Genomic DNA, 21,307 nt, shown 5'->3' on the forward strand with positions numbered 1-21,307 from the left:
TACCGGGGCGTCTACGTGCACTCCCCTGATGACCAACTGTGAAAGACCTGACCGCGGCCATGACCCCAACGGGCCCGCAGGCGGATTCTTGGCACCGGTCGTCTTCGTAATAGCAATGTTCTTTGGGGCCCGCTCTTCTCGACCTCGCAGCCCTATCGGCTCCAACCTGTTTCCCCGTTATTTTTCGCCGATGCAGCTGTCTTCTTGTGGACGGCAGCCTTCGGTGCTGCCTTACCCGGCTCTGCAATCAAAAAAATTTTCGTACGGTCCTTGACATCAGCAAGTCATACCGGTACGCAACGGCCTGCCTTCCGGTCCCGTCATGTATGCGAGGCCCCCCATCATTTGCACGACCTCGTCGAGCGCTGTCCGATGGTCGTAGGGACCAGGCAGGAAAGCATACGGCCGTATTGAGTGGTGCCCGCCAACTCAATCCGCGTGCTATCAGGTCGTCGACGTCGTTACCGTGCTGACCGGGGACTATCGTCCCCCCTGAATAACTCATAAGAGGCAGTAGCGATTTACTGCGTGTCTCCGTGGTGGCGTGGGAAAATCGCCCTAGTTAAATCACGTTCCTGCCCGTTCTTCCAATGATAGATTCACTCTTTGTTTCGCAGAGTTCGCCGACAGGTCCCACGTGGACACTCACAACACGAATGGGAGACATTCTTCAGGAGCTTGAGCGCAAGTATGGGCCACGCGACCTAACATACACACCGCTCGGAGTGGAATTTCACGGAGACATCCCTCATATCTGGTATCCAGGCAATTGCAAACATGTCGCTATAAGGCTTTCAATGGCCGCTCTTCCAAATCCTTCTCGCGCTCTTTATCAGTTGGCTCATGAATGCGTGCACCTGCTGTCTCCAAGCGGCGGTAGCGCTGCTCCGGTCCTTGAAGAAGGACTTGCGACGATTTTTTCCGAGGACTACGCATTGCGCATCTGCAAGCAGCATTTCACTCCGGAACTGCCGGCGTACGCGAGTGCCGCTGCAGACCTCCGGGAATTGCTCGAGATTGAACCTTTCGCGGTCGAGAGATTGCGGAATGTCGAACCGGCCTTCTACAAAATGGGCCTAGAAACGTTCGTTCAGGCGGGATTGGGTGAGGTGCCAGCAAATCTGCGCGACCGTCTACTTATGCCTTTCAGCGACTTTCGTACAAAACTAGGATGAGCTATCTGCGCTCGTACGCTGGAGTCATCCATGTCGCGAACTCGCAATTTTCGTAAAGGACTTCGCCGACCCGAGATGACGTCAGCGTAATACTTCATCCCAGAAGGATTTTGCGCGCGCTATCACGCGCTCCACATCACCGAGCGCAATCAAGTCGAACGGGCTCTTGTCTCCAAGGCTGCCACGAGCGGTCGTAAAAAAGTCCCACTTCAGCCACCCACACAAATCGCCCAACGCCAGCGACACCGCCTCAAGCGTGTTTCGGTCCAGGTAATCGTTCGTGAAAAATGCTGGGTAGTACGGTAGACCGTCAACATCGACAACGAAGAAACGCTTTTCGTCTAGCGCCATCTGGACGTCAGCCCGCGTCAGCGACTTGGCGGCTCGAAACGCATCGGCATCGAGCAAACGACCGCTCGCCACGAGGTTGCGGCGATAGTGCTCGGCCTCGGAGCAAACGCCATCTTCCGCATTGTCTTCGGCCGGGAAGCGCCGGACAGGAGGGAGACGCCCGCGCGCGGGTATCCGTACGAAGCGACGGGGTGTCAGCTGCCACAGAAATGACACCTGTCCACGACCGGCAGTTCGGCGCTTCAGACGCGTTCTCACTTTCATCGTGTTCACCTGGTGGAGCACAGCTTCGCGCTAACGGAGCCAAATTCCCTGCATGGCGACTCGCTTACACTCGTCATCGCATTTCGCCAAACTGGGTATGTAACGCCGCCTTCAATATCTCTTGAACGTTTGGGTCTCCGAGCCCTTTGTCCGAATCACAACGTACGAGACGGCCAAGTTCGTCATCAAATCCGTCATTCATGTCGTCCAGTGCAAGCCAGTGAACTAACCGATGGCGATTCACATATCTGAGAACCTGCACCCCTCTCCCGATGCCGCCCCAGAACTGTGCGTCGTCAAACTTGGAGTGATATGTTGCCCCTACTACCTTGGCGCGAAGCTCAGCGACCGGCAAGACGTCCCGTGCTCGATTGAACCCTAGTGCTTTCACCCATGACGTTGACAAGACCAGTTCGAGGCCTGGGTACGGAGCTAGAATCGCCGCCAAGATTTCGGCGTACTCAAACAATCTGATACGACTCGGGTCGCTACTGATGATGCCGCGCTTCGTGCGGTAAGCACCGCCTCGATGCAGGACGCCGTCGTAGTCGACAAAGAGTACTTGCCGGTCAGACATCGCGCTCATCTCCATCACCTGTTCCGCGAAACCGCGCTATGTCGACCTGCGACGTCGCCGAAACGGAGGCCGGGGGGGCAATTCTTCGCTGCCAGCAAGAGCGGTCACAATGCCTCTGCCCACTAAATCCAGCACCGTCGTCGCATACCGGGGATAGTCGACAAGCAGCCCGGTGGCGATGCGATTTCCGGCTTCTTCGAATAGCCTCACCTCGTAGGAGGCAGACGCGAAGCTGCCTCCGATATTCACAATTTCGACCGTAGCGAGCTGCTTTCTGAACCGCGGGTCGGGGTCACCATACGGAAGCTTTTCGACGGTAACGAGCAACATCACAAATCCCTCATCCGATTGGGAAAACCTTCGAAGCAGTCTTCCTTCTTAGCACCGCCGAATGCGGCCGATTGCTCTCCGGGCGATGTTGGCGATGATTCCGCCTCGCACGACTGCGGTCCGCGCCAGTGTCTGCATCGGGCATCCCGCATATCGAACTCGTACGCGAACGCTTTCTCCCGCGACAGCAATGTGGACCGACGCCTCCAACTTCGGGCCCGGGCATTTCGGAGATTCCCTGTGGACGAATACAGAGAACGCGCTTGGAGCAGAGTAAGGACCGAGGGGCAAGTAGTAACCCTCTGCCCGCAAGGCGTCCGAAGCCCGCTGAAGCAGCGTAACGTTTGAGCGAACCCGCGCTGTCGCCACATACAGTGCTCTCAGGTCATCGGGCGGGAACGCGTGCTCGCCCTCATACACAGCTACAGTTGTGGCTGAATCGTCCGCTGTGTCTTCGCTCGCCTTTGCGCCATGCACCGCTTGGCTCTTTCGACGACGCCAACACAACATGCTTCCCTCCGGTAGTCTCCTATCGCCAAGCCCAGCCTCAAAGCCCGAGACAGCCTCAAAGGTGAGAACTTTCGGGCAACGAAATGACTGTCGCGGCAATGACCCGCCGTGCAACGGCACACGACTGCCGTAATGACACTTGCGGCAAGTGCGGCGACCAGCTCGCCGCCCACATGACCAGAGCCCGAACAATCGGTTGCTCCGGCCGAGGTATTGGCATCAGCGCGATTTTGCGCGCGACCAGCGTCACGTCCACTTGCTCGATGCTCACGCGTCCGACGTCTCGACACTCAGCAAACTCGCAGCAGCATAGATACATGCACGTCACAAGGTTTCTGAAGCACGTGTGCGTCGAGACTTGGCCGGCGACCGCATCGAGATACAATTCAATCGCTGCGCGCAACCGCGGGTGCCCTCCCAGCCTCGAGATGTCGACGGTCACGGCCCGGGCCGCCGCTTCTGAGACGAAAGCGCATGCACCTATTGCAGCCAGGACAGCCGGCAGCTGAATCACGAGACGCCGTTTCATGCGATACCTCCCGCCCTTCAAATTAGCCCCTTCTTCGGCCCGACTGCCTCGCCCTCTGGAATTCCGCGGGAAGCCCCGACGGCCGCAGATGCTGCGGCACTGACGCGGCAGCCAGGACGTAGGCAAGCGCGTCACGTCGTTGCCTGGCTCTCTCGTAGTCGCGTCGGGGAACGAGTAGACCCGACAGCATCGCTCGACGAAGCAGACGGTGAATGCACTCTTTCGGACGTCTGCGACCTCGAAGGCGAGCGATTCGATTGCGATGAAGAAAACCCTGGTACGACGACAGGAACTCGTCCGCGACGCCTTGGAGCGCGAAGCTGACCATGCGCGGCGCCTCGCCAGTGGGTCTGCCGCTCGGTCGTCCGCGAGTCCTCACTCGCACAGTTCGCTTCGCGAGCACGATTAGTCTCGTGAATCATGGACCAGCCGGGGCCGCCTGACCCTTGCACACGGTGCAGCCCACAGCTCTGGCAACGCGGCAGCTGACTCCATGAGGTCAGCTTCAAGTGGGTAATGTCGAAGAAGCCCTGCTGCGACCGATTGGACAAGACCCGGTACATCGATGGGCTCACGGGCTTCCGCAAGTGTCTGCAGAAACCATCGGACTTCAGTGACCGCGCGCGAGCGCTCAACAGGCGTGGTCACGGTCGGATTCCTGGTATTGGTCCGTTATGTCCGCATAGTCGGAGATGTGATTGTGTTCACACCAGAACGACCAGAAGTATTCACTCACGCCATCCAAGCCGGCCGGACCTCGAAGGAAATAGATACGACCAGAGCGACTCTCAGCTCGATGGGTGGCGGAGTCATACACCAAGGTTTCGGAGCTAATGCGGCCCAAATAATTTGAGGAGTTGAGGCCGACAAAGTGCACGTGGCCATCTGGAAGTATTTCCATGACGCGCCAATGAAGGAGGTCGGTAGATGGCTCAACATCTGGACTGGGCGCAATTCGAGCATGCATGACAATCACCTGGATGTGCCACAACGACATCAGGCACCGCTGCGTAGAACAGCAAGCGTGCTGGTTGTGGGATGCAGGTGCTCGAGCAGCGTTATTTGACTTTTAGCTCGGGCGTTGATGTGCGTTTATGCACATGGAAAGACTATAGTCGGTGAGCGGAATTTTGCAAGCCCGTCGGTTACCGATGCGGCTCCGCCCGTTGCTGGCCGTCCACCGCAGCGCCGTTCAGAGACGAGACGTCCACGAACCGACCGATACCTTCGAACCGGCACACGGTCGCGCACTGAAGGAACAAAGCCGCTGGGAAAGTACCGCTTTTGGCCTGACTCTCCAGGTCCTTCGATGTGACGAAGACCCCAATCTCCGCAAGTCGCGCTGCCAGCCCCGCCCAAGTCAGCCAGGGCTGTAGAGACAACTCTGACTGCAAGACGGCCGATGCGCGTTGCTCCCATGACTGAGTTGCGGTCAGAGCCTTCTCCCAAGCTGCAGGGTAGTCGGTCCGGGAAGCCAGAACCACCTGCAGGAAGAAGGTGAACCGGCAGGTCCCACGCTGCGACTTCGCCTGAACGCCACGAAATGTTTCAGGCACGCCCATGTCGGCGAGCGCTGCGGCCAGGTCCGCGTAGCTCATGCCCTGCCGGGCAAGCGTCGCGCGAATTCCACGCGATACGAGGCCCGACCAGACGCTTTCCTGCTCGTCGTCCGGTGCTCGCGATTCCTTCGCATGAGGATTAGCAAATTTCGCTTGCATGTTCGCAGATATATGTACTAACTTGAATGTGTGTTAACACACACGGCTCACCCAAAAGTCAAACGCCAACGGAAGGGCCCGTAAGACACCCATCTTCTTGGTTGCCGCCAGACACGGCGGACAAACCACAGAAGGTGCTCAGGCGGAGGATTCGGTTGTGTCCTCAACACTCTACCTTGGGCTCGAAGGCGTAATCTTCGCTCGCCGCCGCGCAGCTCGCCTCTCACGCTGCCCGCTCGAAAATCCGAGCGCTCTACCGCTGCCACTCCTTCATCGACTGTCACGTATCGCCGACGAGTATCTCGACCTGACGATTGTCATCAACTCGTGGCTCGTGCCCGACTACGGCTATCGGGGCGTGCTGAATCTGCTGCCTGCTCCGATTGCGAGCAAAACGGTCGGGGCGACCATGCAAGGAAATCGCTCCCACCGTCGGCTCTCTACCTTACCTCGCCTAGAGATTCTGCGCGCTGACATCAGGCGGCGGAACCCGTCCCATCTCCTGATTGTAGACAGCTGTTCTTCAGCTGTCCCTTACGAGTACCTGCCGCAAACCGTCCTCGTGAATGATACTTCCGAACTCGCCGCAACCCAATACGCGGAAATCATTTTAGATATCCTCGATTGCGCTACCCGGGTCCAGAGCACAGAAAACCTCGTTCTGTAGGTATCCCAATGAATCTGTATCTCAATCTGGACGGGGTACTGCACCCGAATCAGGTCGCGCATCTACCCGGTCGAGCGCCCGAACTGAAGATAGAAGGCCATCGCGTGCTCGAGCATGCCCATCTGCTGACAGAAGTTCTCGCCGGTCACGAGGGCGTAGGCATTGTGCTCAACACGTGGTGGACGTTCTATCTCGGCCTTGATGCATGCGTTGAAATGCTTCCAGTCCCGTTGGGCCGCCGCGTAATTGATGCGACTCTTGAACACGCATCCCGCTATGACGGTGTCCCCAGCCGTCCGATTGAGACAGAAAGACACATCGCCAGACAGGGGAAGTGTTGCTTCATTGTTCTTGACCATAACGATGCGCGCTATCACGTGAAGATGCTGCCGCACCTTCTGCTCCTCGACCCCGATGAGGGCTTGGGCGCGCTGGCCGCGAGACGGCGACTTGCGACGCGACTCACGAGAAATGTGCTCGATTGAAATCGCGGTTTATGACGCTGTGGATTTTGATTGCAGCTTTCACCGTGGATACCATGGCGGCATCGTCCGGCTTGTCAAATCCCTAAAGCGATACACCTGCTATCAAAAAATATACACACTGTATCGCTGCACTTTTTAGGTTTTTGTCGCGACAAACCGGCCATCGGCGACGGAAATTTTCCAAAAAACTGCTTTCCGGGGAGAAGCACTCGACGTATGATTGGTTATCAGATTTCATCCCTAGGAGGAGCCCGACCCGGCGAGTAAGCGACAAAACTGGAACAGCCCACTGGGGCAAGCGACCGGGTCTTATTTGTCTGCACAAATAAGAAAGGGGTCGCGAAGCCCAAGCGAACTTGAACCAGCGACCCCCAGTGGCCCCATGAGGAACCACGCCTAAGCAACGTAATTTTCTCATGGGTGACACAGGTCGTCAAAGGAGTTCGCGCGTCTGCAACGAACTTGGAATTTACGCCAAATGACCTGCAACTTTGCCCAATTCCGGCCAATTTCACCAAATTCCGGCCAACACAGCACCCCGGTCGACTTCCGGAGGCGGCGGCGGCAACGACAGACGAACTGCCCCCAATTTCTTCAGCCGCCTCCGCGCTGTTTTCGCACCCCCGCCTCTCCCCCGTTTGGCCCCTTCGGAAGTTCCCCTCTTCCCCTCAACGCCCCCGGCAAAGCCGCCCCCAATCTTCGATTTTGGACCTAACGGTTAATCGTTTTGACATGACCTGACCGGTCCATATGCATAGTTGTACTAATCGCCTTCCGTCTTGGCATGTCCTGCCGAGACGGGTCTGCGCGCGTTTTTTTCGCGGACTGTCGACCCGACAGTTGCGAGGAATGTTGACGTCTTTTTTAGCAATCTCCACGGAGCTAATATGAAGGCCGAACAAGTTAAAGATTTTTCAGACGACTGCGACCATCTCCTGGCTGGTCTGGAACACTTTAGGGATGAAGGGGCGGTCGCTCGCAACACCCTGCATCTCCCTCGACGCCGGACCGCGCGCGAGACGGGGATGCTTTCGAAGCTGCCAGGCGTGTCTCCCTCCCGGTCGCAAATTCTGGTGACAGTGAAGAGACGGCCCGGGGACTGTCCTCGAAGCATCAAGCGCCTCTGCAAGAGCGCAGCGGCGGCGAAGACGGACATCAGCACTCGCGTTTCGGGACTATTCAATTCCCCTCCGCAGAGCGCACTACGTCCGACTTACGTGCCCGAGAAGCCATTGCTCGTTAGGCGTTGGGACGAGGAACATGTCTATGAGGTGAGTGTTATCACGACGGAGTCGCTTCTTGAGCCCGACTGGTCCGGAACCGGGGATGCAGTCTTCAGTTGGTCGAGCATCTTCCAACCCAATGGTCCGTTTTGCCTCGTGTCGACAAACCGGACGTTCAAGAGCTGGGCGTTCTTCCTGCGCTCCCGCGGCTCTGACGAAATCCGAAGCTCAATCGACGGCTGGGTCGCCGCAGCGCTCGCGAGAAAAATCAAACCGTGGGACGAAGAGCGCGGCAATGCAATCAGGTCACTCATCGAACTCCGCTACCGATGGACCGATGCCTTTGTGCGCTTGCGCCTCTTAGCTCCGACCATCGACGATTCATCAACGCGCGCCTCCGCCAGATTTCTGAAGCACCAGCGCCTCCATTCGGCGAGACAGAGACCATCCGAACTATGGATGCCGGCATCCCGCGCCCGAAACGACCTGAATTCACGATAGGAGACGACAATGTCAATCAACCTGCCTACAGTCGTACCGTTGAAATCCAGGTGGCAGCAACTCGAACGTTCTTGGTATGACGAGAGCCCAATCGGGACCGCACCACCGCCGTACACCGATGTGGAGTTGAGGGAAGAATTCGAACGGTGGGGAACGCCTCTTGAGGGGCAGGTTTATATCTGGGAGGCGCGCAACAACGGCGCGTCAAGAAAGGTCCAGTCGCGCCGCGGTAACGTTGTCTCTCATTACACCTCGCGCAAGATGCGACGACGGGTAGCAACAGAAAGTCGCAAGCCAGAGTTTGGCGCCGTCGTGAGATATGAATTCGACGGCACAACACGCGAGTACTACTGTCAGCCCCCCCAAGTTAGATTAGTCGTCGAAACGGAACGCAAGCGTTCTGACGGCACCGTCACGTACTATCAGGCGCCAACGCCATACACGCCCGACATTCTTCGGCTAACTCCTTACGGGATATACATCGACGAATGGAAGACCGAGAGGGACCTCGAATGTCTTGCCGAAAAATATCCGAGGCGCTTCTTTAGGGACGATGACGGGACGTGGCGATGCCCTGAACGGGAAAGGCACTTTGCCACCATCGGCATGACGTTCTGTCTGCGCTCGGGGAACGAGAACGGGGGTACGTTCGTATCGAATCTGGAGTTCCTTGAGGACTACCTGTGCGATAAGTGCGCCCCGCTGACCGACAATGCCTGGCGCGCGATTCAGAAGATTACAAGCGAAACGTGCCCAATGACCTTGGGCCTGCTCATGACGCACGCCTATCCCGAGCAGACACCTTGGGGTGAGCCCCTCGTTATCGAAACTCCACCTGATGCGTTCCTGGTCGACGATGTCTATAAGGCAATCGCGGACCAGCGCCTCTTTGTCGACCTCGAATGTGACGACCTGAGCGAAGCGCAAGACGTCATTGTGTGCAACTCTCGCGCGCAGCTCGACGCGCTTCTGTTCAACCGGCCGGCACCCAAAGCTGTCAGCGAAGAAGTCGCACTTAGCGTGGATATGGGCACCGAATTCATGTTCAAAGGTCGCACGGAGGTCTTCGAAGTCTCCGCCGTAACCTCGGACTCGGTGCATTTCTTTGACCAGCAGTCCCGCAACGGTTCCCTGATGCCCGTGGCCGATTTCGAACGGGCAATCTTTCAGAGGGAAGTCGTTCTATTTTCATCCCAACCGTCGACCGACGAGCGCCTCGCAAGAATCGAGGCCCTTACGGAATACCAGATTATCGAGGGGAGAAATCGGCTTCTGATGGTACGGGACCTCGAGCGTGGCAAAGCGGTTCGTTGCAATCTCTCAAAGAGGCAGGTCCAACGAATACGAAAGGCCGTACGTAAGGCCGGCGAGTCAGCGTCTGCCCAGCGAAGAGCCGCAACGCCGATGGCTCGAAGCGGAGGGCGTTGCCAGACTTCAAACAGGCAGCGCGAAATGATTCGCGAGGCGACGGAATGGGGCAACAACCCCACCAATCCTGGCGGTCGGGCCTCTTACCGGAAGTACCGGGAATTGAGCGTCTCAGCCAAGGTGCCACTTGTGTCCCGGAAGACCTTTTACGCCCACCGCAAGATGTTCATGGACGTAAAGGCTCGGCGAGGCAGCCGGGTCGCCTATAACGAAGAGCCTGCTACCTGGTACCTCCATCTTGAAGACAAGATACATGGGGGGCGCCCATTTCACAGGGTCCATATTGACCACACGAAGCTCGACGTCTTCGTCAGCATTCGGGGGAAAGGCGGGAGGATTTTCCGAAAGCGGCCATGGCTGACGATTGTGATGGACGCAGAAACCCGGGCAGTACTCGCCTTTTACCTGTCAGTCCATGCACCTAGCACTGTCAGTTGCATGATGGCAATTCGAGCGATGGTGCGGATGTTCAAACGCACGCCATCCGTGATTGTGGTCGACAACGGAAAGGAGTTCCACTCTGCTGCGTTCGACCGTCTCTGCGACCTCCTCCATATCACGCTGCAGTTCCGCCCTGCCCACAAATCGAGATTTGGCGCAGTGATGGAACGGCTGTTCGGCACCACCAATACCGAACTCATTCACGACCTGGTCGGCAACACCAAGGCGCTACGCAACGTTCGCACGGTCACGCGGTCCGTCGACCCAATTCGCGCTGACCTCTTGAGCTTCCCGCAGTTGCATGGTCTTCTCGATGAGTATTTCTTCCGCGACTACAACCTGCGGATTCATCCAGCGCACGACCACGCGCCTATTGAGTACATGAACATCCGGTTTGCCGCTACCGGGCGTCGGCTCGCGCGCCTCACTCCCTACGATTCCTACTTCTACATCCTCACCTGCATCCCGCCCTCGAAGGGGAATAGCCGCAAACTCGATAAACAGATGGGCATAAAGATTGGCCATGTCTGGTACTGGGCCGATGAGTTTGCTGACAGGGCGGTACGTCCGCAGAACCTTGAGGTTCTCATCGACATGTGGGACGTAAGCATTGCCTACGCGCTGCTCAACGGCAAGTGGGTTCGCTGCCGGTCAAAGCTGCTCATGAAGTACCGCAAGCTGACCTACGTCGAATGGGGCTATGTCATGTACGAGGTCCGGATGCGGATGCGCGGAGAACCCGACGAAAACCTGGAGGAGGTCATTTATGCGGTCATCAGTGACCATGTTTTGCCCGACGCAGCGTCCCTGACAGCAGCCACACGCCAAGTCTATGGAAACGCGCATCTTATCGAAGACCACGCAACCAACCAGCAGGAGGCAAGCCTCGACGTGTCCATCACCGTGCCCGCAGCCATTGACCCGCCGGATGACGACAGCGTCCTGCGCATCCCTCTGCCGAAGCCCACGAGAGGTCGACTCAAGATGAACTACGACAGCCTTCCCACGTCCCGCCCCGTCTAACTCCAGGAGGTTCTATGAGCTCCATCAGCTTTGAACAAGCTTTACACGGAAGCCCCAGTGAAAAAGGCGAATATCTGAAGTCCCTTCGCTTTATGCACCGGAATCTGACGAGTGTCGTGGACGAGGTCGCCCGACATATGATTCCGGGTGCAGGCCTCTCTCTTACTCTGGTCACTGGTCCGTCCGGCGTCGGGAAGTCAACCTTCGCAGCCCTCGAAGCGGAAACACTACTCAAGCTCTATGACATAGAAATCCGGGAGAATCCCGGCGTAATTCCCGTCGTGTTGAATGAGGTCGATGCAGCCGACGGCAAGGATATCAACTGGCGGCTATTCTACAAGCGCCTCTCCGAAGACCTTCACGCGCTGTCGCCTGAGCTTACGGGGCAAAACAGCACAGGCGAGGACCTAAACGCCCTCCGTAGCTTTCGGCTAACGTTTGAAGACGCGCTCCGGTTCCGAAAGGTCCGTCATCTCATACTGGATGAAGCAGTTCACTTCACAGACTCCCGGACAGACCCTCTCCTATACGGGAATCTTCTCAAATCTCTCGCTAACCGTGGCGGCCTGAATCTTCTACTCGTAGGTGCCTACGGTTCTGAAAAACTGGTCCGCGCCAGCGGGCAACTCGCGCGTCGCATCAGCGTTATCCGCTTCGACCGCTATCACGACAATCAGGACGATTTCGACGCCTTCACTCAGTTTATCAAGGCATTCGAGCCGCATATTCCCTTGCCGTTCAAGGTCGACCTCAAGAAGTACATTGAACGGCTTTTCTATGCGCACCTCGGTATGCCCGGCTATGCTGCCAAAGCCCTGATTGAAGCGGTAACCAGGTGTGCTGCTGAAGGCAGCACATCGTGGGAGGACAGATACATTTGGAACGCATTGCCCACAGAGGCCGAGCACGACACCGTTGGGGCGGAGACGCTTGAGGGCGAGAAGAACGTCAAGCCCTACCTTTCGTCGGAGTACCCGATTGCGTATCCGAGCGAAGCCGAAATGCTCGCCAGACTCGCGGCCAGGAACATGCAGTCGGGTGGCAATAGCCTGCGAGGTCTCCGTCAATGAAAAGTCCATTTCGCACTCCGTTACCAGGCGGTTGGCCTGAAGACGCGCCACCGAGGTCGATACTTTTCAGCCTCGCACCGTACGGCTGTTCAGGAGAGGACCGCGAGAACTTGGGAAATTACCTCTCACGATTGAGTAGTGCCCATGGCATGGCACGCTGGACGCTAACGAAACGAATCATTGGCCCTGCCGCTGAGGACCTCTTTGGAATCAGCAGCGACCGGATGGCTCGCGACGTTGGACGTGCAGATTACAGCTCCAGCATCTCGAGCCATACAGAGCAGGCGCATCAATGGGCACATACGCTGAATGCTCTAACACTGCGCAACAATCTGCAACTCTGCACTTTGCTGCCGCTGCGGCAACTCGTCTCAGGGTTCAAGTTGTTGTCGAGTAAAAGACGGTTTTGTCCAATTTGCTTCAAGGACGACGCGCGTGAAGGTCGTGACCGCTATGACCGTTTGCTTTGGAGCATCGACGCCGTCAATGCATGTCCCTTGCACCAGGTGCGGCTCGTCGACCTTCCAAAGGTAAAAAGAAAGCCCGTGTTCAACGGAAGGGCCGAGTTGCCCTCTGCCGCGGTCGAGGCCGACCTCAAGTCGCTCAAGTCGGCAGCGTCGATACCCGCGTCTGACTATGAGGTGGCGAGCGCGCAGCTCATCGCGGAGCTGCTTGACGATGCGGCGGTTTTTCCGAACGCCGGGTACACAGCTTCCGCTCAGTCCGCCTTCCTTGCACATGCCGTTGATACCCTCTTCAACGGCAAGTCTGCATATCTTGCAGCTCACCTCCGGGTGGGAAAATCACAGGTGCACGGATGGGTAAAGGGACAAATCCGGATGAGCCTACCGCGCCTAGCGCTCGCTGCCTATTGCTGCAGTTGCGCCATTGCGGACATCTTGCTTGGCAACAAGGTGATGCTTTCGCTTCGACCGGCGCCGAAATGTCAGGACCGTCGGCTGGTTGCTAGTGGTCGCGATGGAGCCAAGCGCTCGAGAGACGACTTGTACAAGGAGCTTGATGAATTGCTTCGTGCTGGGCAAACGAAGAATGCGACCGATGCAGCAAAGCAGATTAACGTTTCGCTGAAATTCCTTCGAAAGACCTTTCCCACTGAACATGCGCTCTTGGTTCAGCGTGGCAGCGAGCTCGTGAAAGCTACCCGAAGTGATGCTTCGGGGACTCTTGAGCGAGTGTATCTGGAGGAGCATAAAGCGCTTTACGCGGCCGGCATCTATCCTGCGCGAAGGCGCGTCGCCGAGCGAATGCGGGGCAAGATTAAAACGTTGGGAAGGCGCCAAGACGTGCAACGAGCCCAGCGGAAAGCTCATGCCGAGACGGGAGTGATGATTTCACGAGGTCGGCAATCTGGCGGGCTCAACCTGCCTAGACTCATCAATATGGGATTAACGGAGGGAAAAGTCTAAGACCCGGACTTTTTGCGGCTACTCGTACTACCTACAGGTGTCGTTTACGACATCTGTAGGGTAACGCCACATAAGCCCCCTCTAGCGAGATCGACTCTTTATGTGGTGCGCCCGGCTGGGATCGAACCAGCAACCCCTGCCTTCGGAGGGCAGTACTCTATCCATTGAGCTACGGGCGCTTCACCACGAAAGCGCGGCACCAGAACGGATGCGACGCCAAAGCGAGACCGAAAGGATACCCGGTTTCCGCCATACCGTCCACCGGACGGCCTGAATGGCGGTCTTCGCGGTGTTTCGGGCAACCCGCGCGATGCGGGTAAACGCCTGCTGAACACCGCCCCGCGCCCCTCGCCGCCGTCGAAATGTTCCGTCTATAATCGTCCGTGGCTGATTAAAGAACAAGAAGTTGCCGTCACGCTGTACCGCTCACATACCCACGGAGACGAGACAAGCATGAGCGAAGCACCACACGGAGCCCCGATCAAAACGCCCGGGCAGCTCATCGCCGCGATCATTGCCAGTTTTGCGGTACCGATCGTCATCATCGTTCTGCTAGTGATCTACGTCGACAATTCGACGCGCACCGGCGCCGGCACCGACTCTCTCTCCGAAGCCGAGGTCACCGCCCGCATCAAGCCATTTGCCCAGGTCGACATTCGCGACGCCAATGCGCCGCGCGTCTACAAGAGCGGCGAGGAAGTCTATAAGGCGGTGTGCTCCGCGTGTCACGCGTCGGGCGCGGCAGGCGCGCCGAAATTCACCAATACCGCCGACTGGGCGCCGCGCATCGCGCAGGGCTTCGACACGCTGCTGCACACGGCGCTCGCCGGCAAAGGCGCGATGCCCCCACGAGGCGGCACCAGCCCGGACGACTACAGCGATTTCGAAATCGCCCGCGCGGTCGCCTACATGGCCAACAACTCCGGCGGAAGTTTCCCTGAACCGGCTCAGCCGGCAGCGGGCGCACCAGCGGCGGCGGCATCCGGTGCTGCGGCCGCGGCGCCGGCCGGCGCTTCCGACGCAGGTGCGGCTCAGGCCGCCGCAGCGATGGCCGCCATGGCGAGCGTGCCGCAAGCAGCCGCGCCGGCAGCGGGCGGCACGCAAAGCGCGGACGCGTCGCAAGCCGGCAAGGCGTTGTATCAGCAGGTTTGCCAGGCCTGTCATGCGGCCGGTGTGTTGAACGCACCGAAGTTCGGCGACAAGGATGCCTGGGCGCCGCGCCTGAAAGAGCCGATGGACACGGTCTATAACTATGCGCTGCACGGCAAGGGCGCGATGCCTCCTAAGGGCGGCTCGACTGCCTCCGACGCGGACGTGAAGGCCGCCGTCGACTACATGGTCAGCGCGGTGAAGTAAAACGCTCGCGGCGTTGGCCGCACCACTAAAAAATCCCTGCACCGTTGGCGACGCGATGCAGGGATTTTTTTATATCACGCCCGGCAAACAAGCCCACGCGATCTCAGCGTTCTCAGCGCCCGCTCAAGGCTTCTGCAACAGCGCCTTCAAACTCGCGAGCCGGTCTTTCGGCGACATCGGCGCTTCTTCGGGCGTCGGGGGCGGGGCGTCGTCGAGCAGCATTTCGGGGATGAAGCGCGACGGCTCGCACACCACCGTCTCTCGCGCGCGCTTGCGCTTCTTGCACCAGTTCAGATGCAGACTGCGCTGCGCACGCGTGATCGCCACGTACATCAGCCGGCGTTCTTCTTCGATGCGCGCGTCGTCGATCGGCTCGTCGTCGGGACCGCCGCGATGCGGCATGATGCCTTCCTCGACGCCCACCAGAAACACGTGCGGATACTCCAGACCCTTCGACGCATGCACCGTCGAAAGCCGCACCGCGTCGGGATCTTCCTCGCGGCCTTCGAGCATCGACATCAGCGCCACGGTCTGAATCAGGCCGAGCAGGCTCTTGCCGGTGTCGCCGAAACCGTCGGCGGTGTCGTAGCCGGTGGCTTCGTCGTTCGCCGCGCCCGCAGGCTCAGCCTTCGTGCCCTTGCGCTTGAGCCACTCCATGAACTCCAGCACGTTCTGCCACTTCGACTGCGCCTGACGTTCGTCGAATGCGTCGTAGAGATAGGCCTCGTAGTGGATCGCATCCATCAATTCGTCGAGCAACGTGCCGGCGGCATCCTTCTCGGCGCGATCGGTGAGGCGCTGCATGAAGTCGCAGAACACGCGCATGGGTTCGATCTGCCGTGGCGACAGACGCGCCTCGATGCCGCCCATGTACACCGCCTCGAACAGCGACACCTTGGCCTGACCCGCGAACGAACCGAGCGCCTCGAGCGTCGTATTGCCGACGCCGCGTCGCGGCGTAGTAATTGCGCGGATGAACGCGGGGTCGTCGTTCGCGTTGGCGATCAGACGCAAATACGCGCAGATGTCCTTGATCTCGGCCTTGTCGAAGAACGATTGGCCGCCGGACAGCACATAAGGAATCCGCTCGCGCCGCAACACCTGCTCGAAAATGCGCGCCTGAAAATTGCCGCGATACAGGATCGCGTAGTCGCGGAAATTCGCGCGCCGCTCGAACTTGTGCGCCGACAGGCGGAACACCACGGACTCGGCCTCATGCTCTTCGTCGTTGCACGGCGTGACCGTGATCGTGTCGCCCATGCCGTGCTCGGACCACAGCTTCTTTTCGAACAGCTTCGGATTGTTCGCGATCACGTTGTTCGCGGCGGTCAGAATGCGCACGGTCGAGCGGTAGTTCTGCTCCAGCTTGATCAGATGCAGCTTCGGAAAATCCTTGCTGAGCTGGCCGAGATTTTCGAGCGTCGCGCCGCGCCAGCCGTAGATCGCCTGATCGTCGTCGCCGACCGCGGTGAACGCCGCGCGCTTGCCGGCCAGCAGTTTCACCAGTTCGTACTGGCAGGCGTTGGTGTCCTGATACTCGTCGATCAGCAGATAGCGCAGCTTGTTCTGCCAGCGGTCCCGCACCTGTTCGTTCTTCTCGAAGAGTTCGGCGGGCAGACGGATCAGGTCGTCGAAATCGACTGCCTGATACGCATGCAGCGTCGCCACGTAATTGCGGTAGACGATCGCGGCCTGATGTTCATCCTCGTTCGCGGCGATCGCGATCGCCTGCTCGGGCATGATCATGCCGTTCTTCCACAACGAGATGATCGACTGGATCTTGCGGATGAAGCCCTTGTCCGTCGAGCCGACCTGCTCCTGGATCATGCCGAAGCAGTCGTCGGAATCCATGATCGAGAACTGTGGCTTCAGGCCGACATGTTCCGCTTCCTGCCGCAGAATCTGCACGCCGAGCGAGTGGAAGGTGCAGACCGTCAACTGGTTGACGGGCACTTTGCGGCCTTCCTTGCCGGGCGTGGTCAGTGTCTTGCCTTCGAGCAGCTTGCCCACGCGCTCGCGCATTTCCAGCGCGGCCTTGTTCGTGAACGTGACAGCGGCGATGTGGCGCGGCTCGAAGCCCTTGGCTTCGATCAGGTGCGCGATCTTCTGCGTGATCACGCGCGTCTTGCCGCTACCTGCGCCGGCGAGCACGAGACACGGACCGTCAAGATAACGGACCGCTTCATTTTGAGCGGGGTTCAGGCCTGCGGACATCGTCTGTGGATGGGTAATGCGGTTGAAAGCAGCGGTTGAGGGCCTGGCGGCGCAATTTGCCGCCCGAAGGCCCGGAGGCATGCTGCGCGGACCCGGCGGCTGGAACGGCCGCCCCGCGCGGCGTGGCGCGAGTGTGTTCCGGCCCGCTGCGGTTCGCGCGAGAGGAGCGATGTTAACACGATTGTGATGACGGATAGCGGCGCCCAATGCCTACGACGACGCTGACGGTCCGCCTCCAGGACATGCCACAATTGCGGTGTTGCGCGCCGTCGCCGCGGTGGCAAAGCGGCGCGCCGTTTTTGCAGGAAGACACGCATGTCCGCATCGCTGAAGATTGGATTGATGGGTTACGGTTTCGCCGGCGCGACCTTTCATGCGCCGGTGATCGAGCACTGCGGCCGCGCGAGCGTCGCGGCCATTGCCACGAGCCAGCCCGAGCGCGCGCTCGCCGACTATCCGCACACGAAGGTGGTGGCCGACCTCGACGCGCTGCTGGCGCTGGACGAACTCGACTGCATCGTGATCGCCACGCCGAACGACACGCACTTCGACCTGGCGCGCCGCACGCTGGAAGCGGGCAAGCACGTGGTGGTCGACAAACCGGTCACGCTGAACACCGCCGACGCGCACACGCTGGCCAACATCGCGCTCGCCCGCAGCAAACTGTTCATACCGTTTCACAACCGCCGCTGGGACGGTGATTTTTTGACCGTGCGCGATCTGCTCGCGAGCGGCGAATTGGGACGGATCACGCAATACGAATCGCATTTCGACCGTTTCCGGCCGGAGGTGCGGCAGCGCTGGCGCGAGGAAGCGTCGCGGGGCGGCGGCTTGCTGCTGGATCTCGGACCGCATCTGATCGACCAGGCGCTGGCGCTGTTCGGCACGCCGCAAACCGTGTCGGCAACGGTGCGCACCCATCGCGACGGCGCCGGCGCGCCCGACTACGTGCACATCCAGCTCGGCTACGGCGACTTCGAAGTGGTGCTGCACGCCAGTGCGTTGACGGCGCTCGTCGCGCCGCGCTTCACCATCCACGGCACGCGCGGCAGTTATATGAAATATGGGCTCGACACGCAGGAAGATCAGTTGAAGGCCGGCGCGCGTCCGGGCGACGATGGCTTCGGCGCGGGCAATGCCGCAGGTGTGCTGCGCGTGCTGGAAGGCGATCAGGAAGTCGAGCGCGAGTTGCCGACCCGCAATGGCGACTACACCGGGTTTTATATTGCAGTGGCCGACGCGATCCAGAACGGCGTCAAATTCCCGGTGAGCGCACAGGACGCCGTCGACGTAATGACGGTTATCGAGCTTGCCAGCCGAAGCTCGGAAGAAGGCGTCCGGCTGCCGTTCGAGCGAGTTCGTTGACGGTTTGGCCTACGCGTCGAAACGGCTTGTGTACCTAAAACAGCACTTGCCGTGCACGCGGCGCGGGTTAAAAAACGCTGACAAGCCCGAAAGGAACATAACGTTACAAATCAGGCCGTGCCGCTGGTCAGCGCGGCCCGGTGGTCATCCGTTGCTACCGGGGTAGCACCACAAAACGACAATGACTTCCGGAGTGTCCATGCCCCGTACTATTCGCGCGCTCGCCGCGTGCGCCTTGCTCAGTTCCCTCGCCGCCTGTGTGGTGGCGCCTCAACCCCAGCCGGCGCCTCGTCCCAACCCGCAACAGATCGCGGATCAGCGCCTGCGTCAGGTCGACGGCCGCATCGACAATCTCAGCCGCCGGATCGACAACCACGTGAACCAAGGCTATTACCCGCCGCCCCAAGGCGGCGCGCTGCACCATCGACTCGACGTAATCCGTCAGGAAGCGCGCGACATGGCCGCGCAGCATGGCGGCGGCCTGTCCGGCGACGAACAGCGCGTGCTGAACCAGGAACTGGACAACGCGGCACACGCTATCGGCGAATAATCGCGCCGGAGTCAATTCCGGCTTCCACGCCGAAGCAGCACGAGCGCGGGCACCACGTCCCGCGCTTTTTTTGACAGTTGCAAAGGCCTCAAGTCAACCGCCACGCCGCTCGCGGGCCTTTATTTGACAAGCTCCCAGCCCTCGCGTACATTCGCCGCACGCGTCGGGAGAGCGTGCTGGCCGCAAAAAACCGCAGGCCGCGCCGCCGAAGGGGCACACCCGCAAACTCTCAGGCAAAAGGACCGACCGCGTCGAAAAACCCGCGTCCAGGCAACATCGAGGCACAGGTTTTTCGCACTCTGGAGAGCGGCAGTAGCCGTCTGCGTCGTTTTTAATCGAGCGGATCTGGCAGGCTGCCCACCGAAGGGGCGCGCGTTTCACCGCGGCACGTCAACGTGACCACGGCAACGCAATCTCTCAGGTATCGAGGACAGAGGGGCCATGCAACGCATCGCTCGCAGCCGAAAGGCCGCGAGGCGTAGCGCCGCATGGCCTTTTTTGTTTCGCGAGACGCCCGAGGCCCCATGACCGAACTCAAACACACCCCGCTCAACGCCACCCATCGTGCGCTCAATGCCCGCATGGTCGATTTCGGCGGCTGGGACATGCCCGTCAATTACGGCTCGCAGATCGACGAACACCGCGCCGTGCGCACCGACGCCGGCATGTTCGACGTCTCGCACATGTGCGTCGTCGATTTCACCGGCGAGCGCGTGCGCGCTTTCTTCGAATACGCGCTGGCGAATAACGTTGCCAAACTGCAAACGCCCGGCCGCGCACTGTATTCCTGTCTGCTGAATCCGGACGGCGGCGTGATCGACGATCTGATCGTCTATTACTTCGGCGAAGACCACTTCCGCGTGGTCGTCAACGCCGGTACCGCTGATAAAGATATCGCCTGGTTCGGCCAGCTCAACGCCGAAGGCAGCTTTGGCCTGACCATCACGCCGCGCCGCGACTATGCGATCGTCGCTGTACAAGGTCCGAATGCGCGCGAAAAGGTCTGGCAAACCGTGCCGGCCGCACGCGCCGCCACCGAAGCGCTGAAGCCCTTCAACGCCGCACGTATCGAAGACACGCCGTTCGGCGAATTGACCGTCGCCCGCACCGGCTACACCGGCGAAGACGGCTTCGAAATCATCGTCCCCGCAGATCACGTCGAAGCGCTGTGGAATGCATTGCAAGCTCAAGGTGTGCGCCCGGCCGGTCTCGGCGCGCGCGACACGCTGCGGCTCGAAGCCGGCATGAACCTGTACGGCCAGGACATGGACGACAACGTCTCGCCGCTCGACGCCGGGCTCGCCTGGACCGTCGACCTCACCTCGCCGCGCGACTTCGTCGGCAAGGGCAAGCTGGAAGCGGACGGCTCGCAGGCCGCGTTCGTCGGTTTGATCCTGCTGAAGGAAAACGGCAAGGCGGCGGGCGTGCTGCGTGCTCATCAGAAAGTCGTCACGCCGCACGGCGAAGGCGAAATCACCAGCGGGACGTTTTCCCCGACCATGCAGGAATCGATCGCCTTCGCGCGGGTGCCGAAAGGCGTGCAGCCGGGCGACACCGTACACGTTCAGATTCGTGACAAAAACGTACCGGCAAGCGTGGTAAAACTGCCGTTCGTGCGCAATGGCAAAGTGCTCGCGGTTTAAGCAAACCTGCGCGTGCGTCTACTTCCCAAGTTACAACCGAATCACACCGCATAGGAGCATCCGATGAGCATCCCGGCCGATCTGAAATACACCGAATCGCACGAGTGGGTCCGCACCGAGGCGGACGGCACGCTGACGGTCGGCATCACCGACCACGCGCAGGAAGCGCTCGGCGATATCGTCTTCTTCGAAGTCCAGGAACTGGGCAAGACCGTTACCGCGGGCGACACCGTCGCCGTCATCGAATCGGTGAAAGCCGCTTCCGATATCTACGCGCCGGTCTCGGGCGAGATCATCGAAGCGAACACCGCCGTGGCCGACACGCCTGATTCGGTCAACAGCACGCCGTACGAAAGCTGGCTCTTCAAGATCAAGCCGGCTGCGGACGCCACGCAAGACCGTCTGATCGACGCCGACGCTTACACCAAGTCAATCGGCGCCTGATTCACCTTTACGTTTA

The 21,307-nt window shown here is 59.6% G+C and carries 17 protein-coding genes, 1 tRNA gene, 1 pseudogene and 2 riboswitches; of the genes and pseudogenes, 12 read left to right on the forward strand and 7 right to left on the reverse strand.

Going from position 1 to position 21,307, the window contains the following annotated elements:
* Positions 1-288: 288 nt before the first annotated feature.
* Positions 289-396, reverse strand: a pseudogene (locus BPHYT_RS38265) (CoA transferase); the annotation flags it as partial.
* Positions 397-797: 401 nt separating this feature from the next.
* Here BPHYT_RS38265 and BPHYT_RS19230 point away from each other — a divergent pair.
* Positions 798-1,175, forward strand: a complete 378-nt coding sequence (locus BPHYT_RS19230) for a hypothetical protein (RefSeq protein WP_148225100.1) — start codon at positions 798-800, stop codon at positions 1,173-1,175.
* A gap of 81 nt (positions 1,176-1,256) precedes the next feature.
* Here BPHYT_RS19230 and BPHYT_RS38270 read toward each other — a convergent pair whose 3' ends face one another.
* From BPHYT_RS38270 to BPHYT_RS19260, 4 genes are all read right to left on the reverse strand, one after another.
* Positions 1,257-1,790 carry a hypothetical protein gene (locus BPHYT_RS38270; RefSeq protein ID WP_012434770.1) on the reverse strand — a complete coding sequence of 178 codons (534 nt, stop codon included), beginning with the start codon at positions 1,788-1,790 and terminating at the stop codon, positions 1,257-1,259.
* A gap of 73 nt (positions 1,791-1,863) precedes the next feature.
* Positions 1,864-2,376 (reverse strand): HAD domain-containing protein, encoded by a 513-nt coding sequence (locus BPHYT_RS19240; protein ID WP_238535604.1) that lies wholly within the window; start codon positions 2,374-2,376, stop codon positions 1,864-1,866.
* Between the two features lie 1,765 nt (positions 2,377-4,141).
* Positions 4,142-4,384, reverse strand: coding sequence for a BPSL0761 family protein (locus BPHYT_RS39570; RefSeq protein WP_012434774.1), 243 nt, complete (start codon positions 4,382-4,384; stop codon positions 4,142-4,144).
* Positions 4,385-4,881: 497 nt separating this feature from the next.
* Entirely contained in the window at positions 4,882-5,454 is a 573-nt protein-coding gene (locus BPHYT_RS19260) for a DUF6471 domain-containing protein (protein WP_012434776.1), read from the reverse strand.
* Between the two features lie 157 nt (positions 5,455-5,611).
* On the opposite strand from BPHYT_RS19260, the gene BPHYT_RS37385 reads away from it, so the two are divergent.
* The 6 genes from BPHYT_RS37385 (at position 5,612) to BPHYT_RS19290 (ending at position 13,719) form a co-directional block, all read left to right on the forward strand.
* The gene (locus tag BPHYT_RS37385; RefSeq protein WP_012434777.1) at positions 5,612-6,121 is read left to right on the forward strand and encodes an HAD domain-containing protein; all 510 of its coding nucleotides are present in this window, start codon (positions 5,612-5,614) and stop codon (positions 6,119-6,121) included.
* Between the two features lie 8 nt (positions 6,122-6,129).
* Positions 6,130-6,606, forward strand: coding sequence for an HAD domain-containing protein (locus BPHYT_RS38275; RefSeq protein ID WP_012434778.1), 477 nt, complete (start codon positions 6,130-6,132; stop codon positions 6,604-6,606).
* 887 nt (positions 6,607-7,493) lie between these two features.
* Entirely contained in the window at positions 7,494-8,330 is an 837-nt protein-coding gene (locus tag BPHYT_RS19275; protein WP_012434779.1) for a hypothetical protein, read from the forward strand.
* Between the two features lie 9 nt (positions 8,331-8,339).
* Positions 8,340-11,222 carry a DDE-type integrase/transposase/recombinase gene (locus BPHYT_RS19280; RefSeq protein ID WP_012434780.1) on the forward strand — a complete coding sequence of 961 codons (2,883 nt, stop codon included), beginning with the start codon at positions 8,340-8,342 and terminating at the stop codon, positions 11,220-11,222.
* 14 nt (positions 11,223-11,236) lie between these two features.
* Entirely contained in the window at positions 11,237-12,292 is a 1,056-nt protein-coding gene (locus BPHYT_RS19285) for an ATP-binding protein (RefSeq protein ID WP_012434781.1), read from the forward strand.
* Positions 12,289-13,719, forward strand: a complete 1,431-nt coding sequence (locus BPHYT_RS19290) for a TniQ family protein (protein ID WP_012434782.1) — start codon at positions 12,289-12,291, stop codon at positions 13,717-13,719. The genes BPHYT_RS19285 and BPHYT_RS19290 overlap by 4 nt, the downstream gene beginning before the upstream one ends.
* A gap of 103 nt (positions 13,720-13,822) precedes the next feature.
* On the opposite strand, the gene BPHYT_RS19295 is transcribed toward BPHYT_RS19290, so the two are convergent.
* Positions 13,823-13,898 (reverse strand) — tRNA-Arg (locus BPHYT_RS19295).
* 274 nt (positions 13,899-14,172) lie between these two features.
* Here BPHYT_RS19295 and BPHYT_RS19300 point away from each other — a divergent pair.
* Complete coding sequence (locus BPHYT_RS19300) at positions 14,173-15,075, forward strand: c-type cytochrome (protein ID WP_012434783.1); 903 nt, start codon at positions 14,173-14,175, stop codon at positions 15,073-15,075.
* Positions 15,076-15,198: 123 nt separating this feature from the next.
* Here the strand turns inward: BPHYT_RS19300 and BPHYT_RS19305 are convergent, their stop codons facing one another.
* Positions 15,199-17,289 carry a UvrD-helicase domain-containing protein gene (locus BPHYT_RS19305; RefSeq protein ID WP_012434784.1) on the reverse strand — a complete coding sequence of 697 codons (2,091 nt, stop codon included), beginning with the start codon at positions 17,287-17,289 and terminating at the stop codon, positions 15,199-15,201.
* Between the two features lie 315 nt (positions 17,290-17,604).
* Between BPHYT_RS19305 and BPHYT_RS19310 the strand changes: the two genes are divergently transcribed.
* The 4 genes from BPHYT_RS19310 to gcvH all read left to right on the forward strand — a co-directional run bounded on the left by BPHYT_RS19310 (position 17,605) and on the right by gcvH (position 21,291).
* Complete coding sequence (locus tag BPHYT_RS19310) at positions 17,605-18,654, forward strand: oxidoreductase (RefSeq protein WP_012434785.1); 1,050 nt, start codon at positions 17,605-17,607, stop codon at positions 18,652-18,654.
* A 199-nt stretch (positions 18,655-18,853) separates the two neighbouring features.
* Positions 18,854-19,204: a hypothetical protein gene (locus BPHYT_RS19315; protein WP_012434786.1), complete on the forward strand. Its 351-nt coding sequence runs from the start codon at positions 18,854-18,856 to the stop codon at positions 19,202-19,204.
* A 154-nt stretch (positions 19,205-19,358) separates the two neighbouring features.
* Positions 19,359-19,459, forward strand: a riboswitch (glycine riboswitch).
* A gap of 34 nt (positions 19,460-19,493) precedes the next feature.
* Positions 19,494-19,648: riboswitch (glycine riboswitch) on the forward strand.
* 80 nt (positions 19,649-19,728) lie between these two features.
* Positions 19,729-20,847 carry a glycine cleavage system aminomethyltransferase GcvT gene (gene gcvT, locus BPHYT_RS19320; protein WP_012434787.1) on the forward strand — a complete coding sequence of 373 codons (1,119 nt, stop codon included), beginning with the start codon at positions 19,729-19,731 and terminating at the stop codon, positions 20,845-20,847.
* Positions 20,848-20,910: 63 nt separating this feature from the next.
* Positions 20,911-21,291, forward strand: coding sequence for a glycine cleavage system protein GcvH (gcvH, locus tag BPHYT_RS19325; protein ID WP_012434788.1), 381 nt, complete (start codon positions 20,911-20,913; stop codon positions 21,289-21,291).
* Positions 21,292-21,307: the final 16 nt, after the last annotated feature.

This window comes from Paraburkholderia phytofirmans PsJN (assembly GCF_000020125.1).
Classification (GTDB): domain Bacteria; phylum Pseudomonadota; class Gammaproteobacteria; order Burkholderiales; family Burkholderiaceae; genus Paraburkholderia; species Paraburkholderia phytofirmans.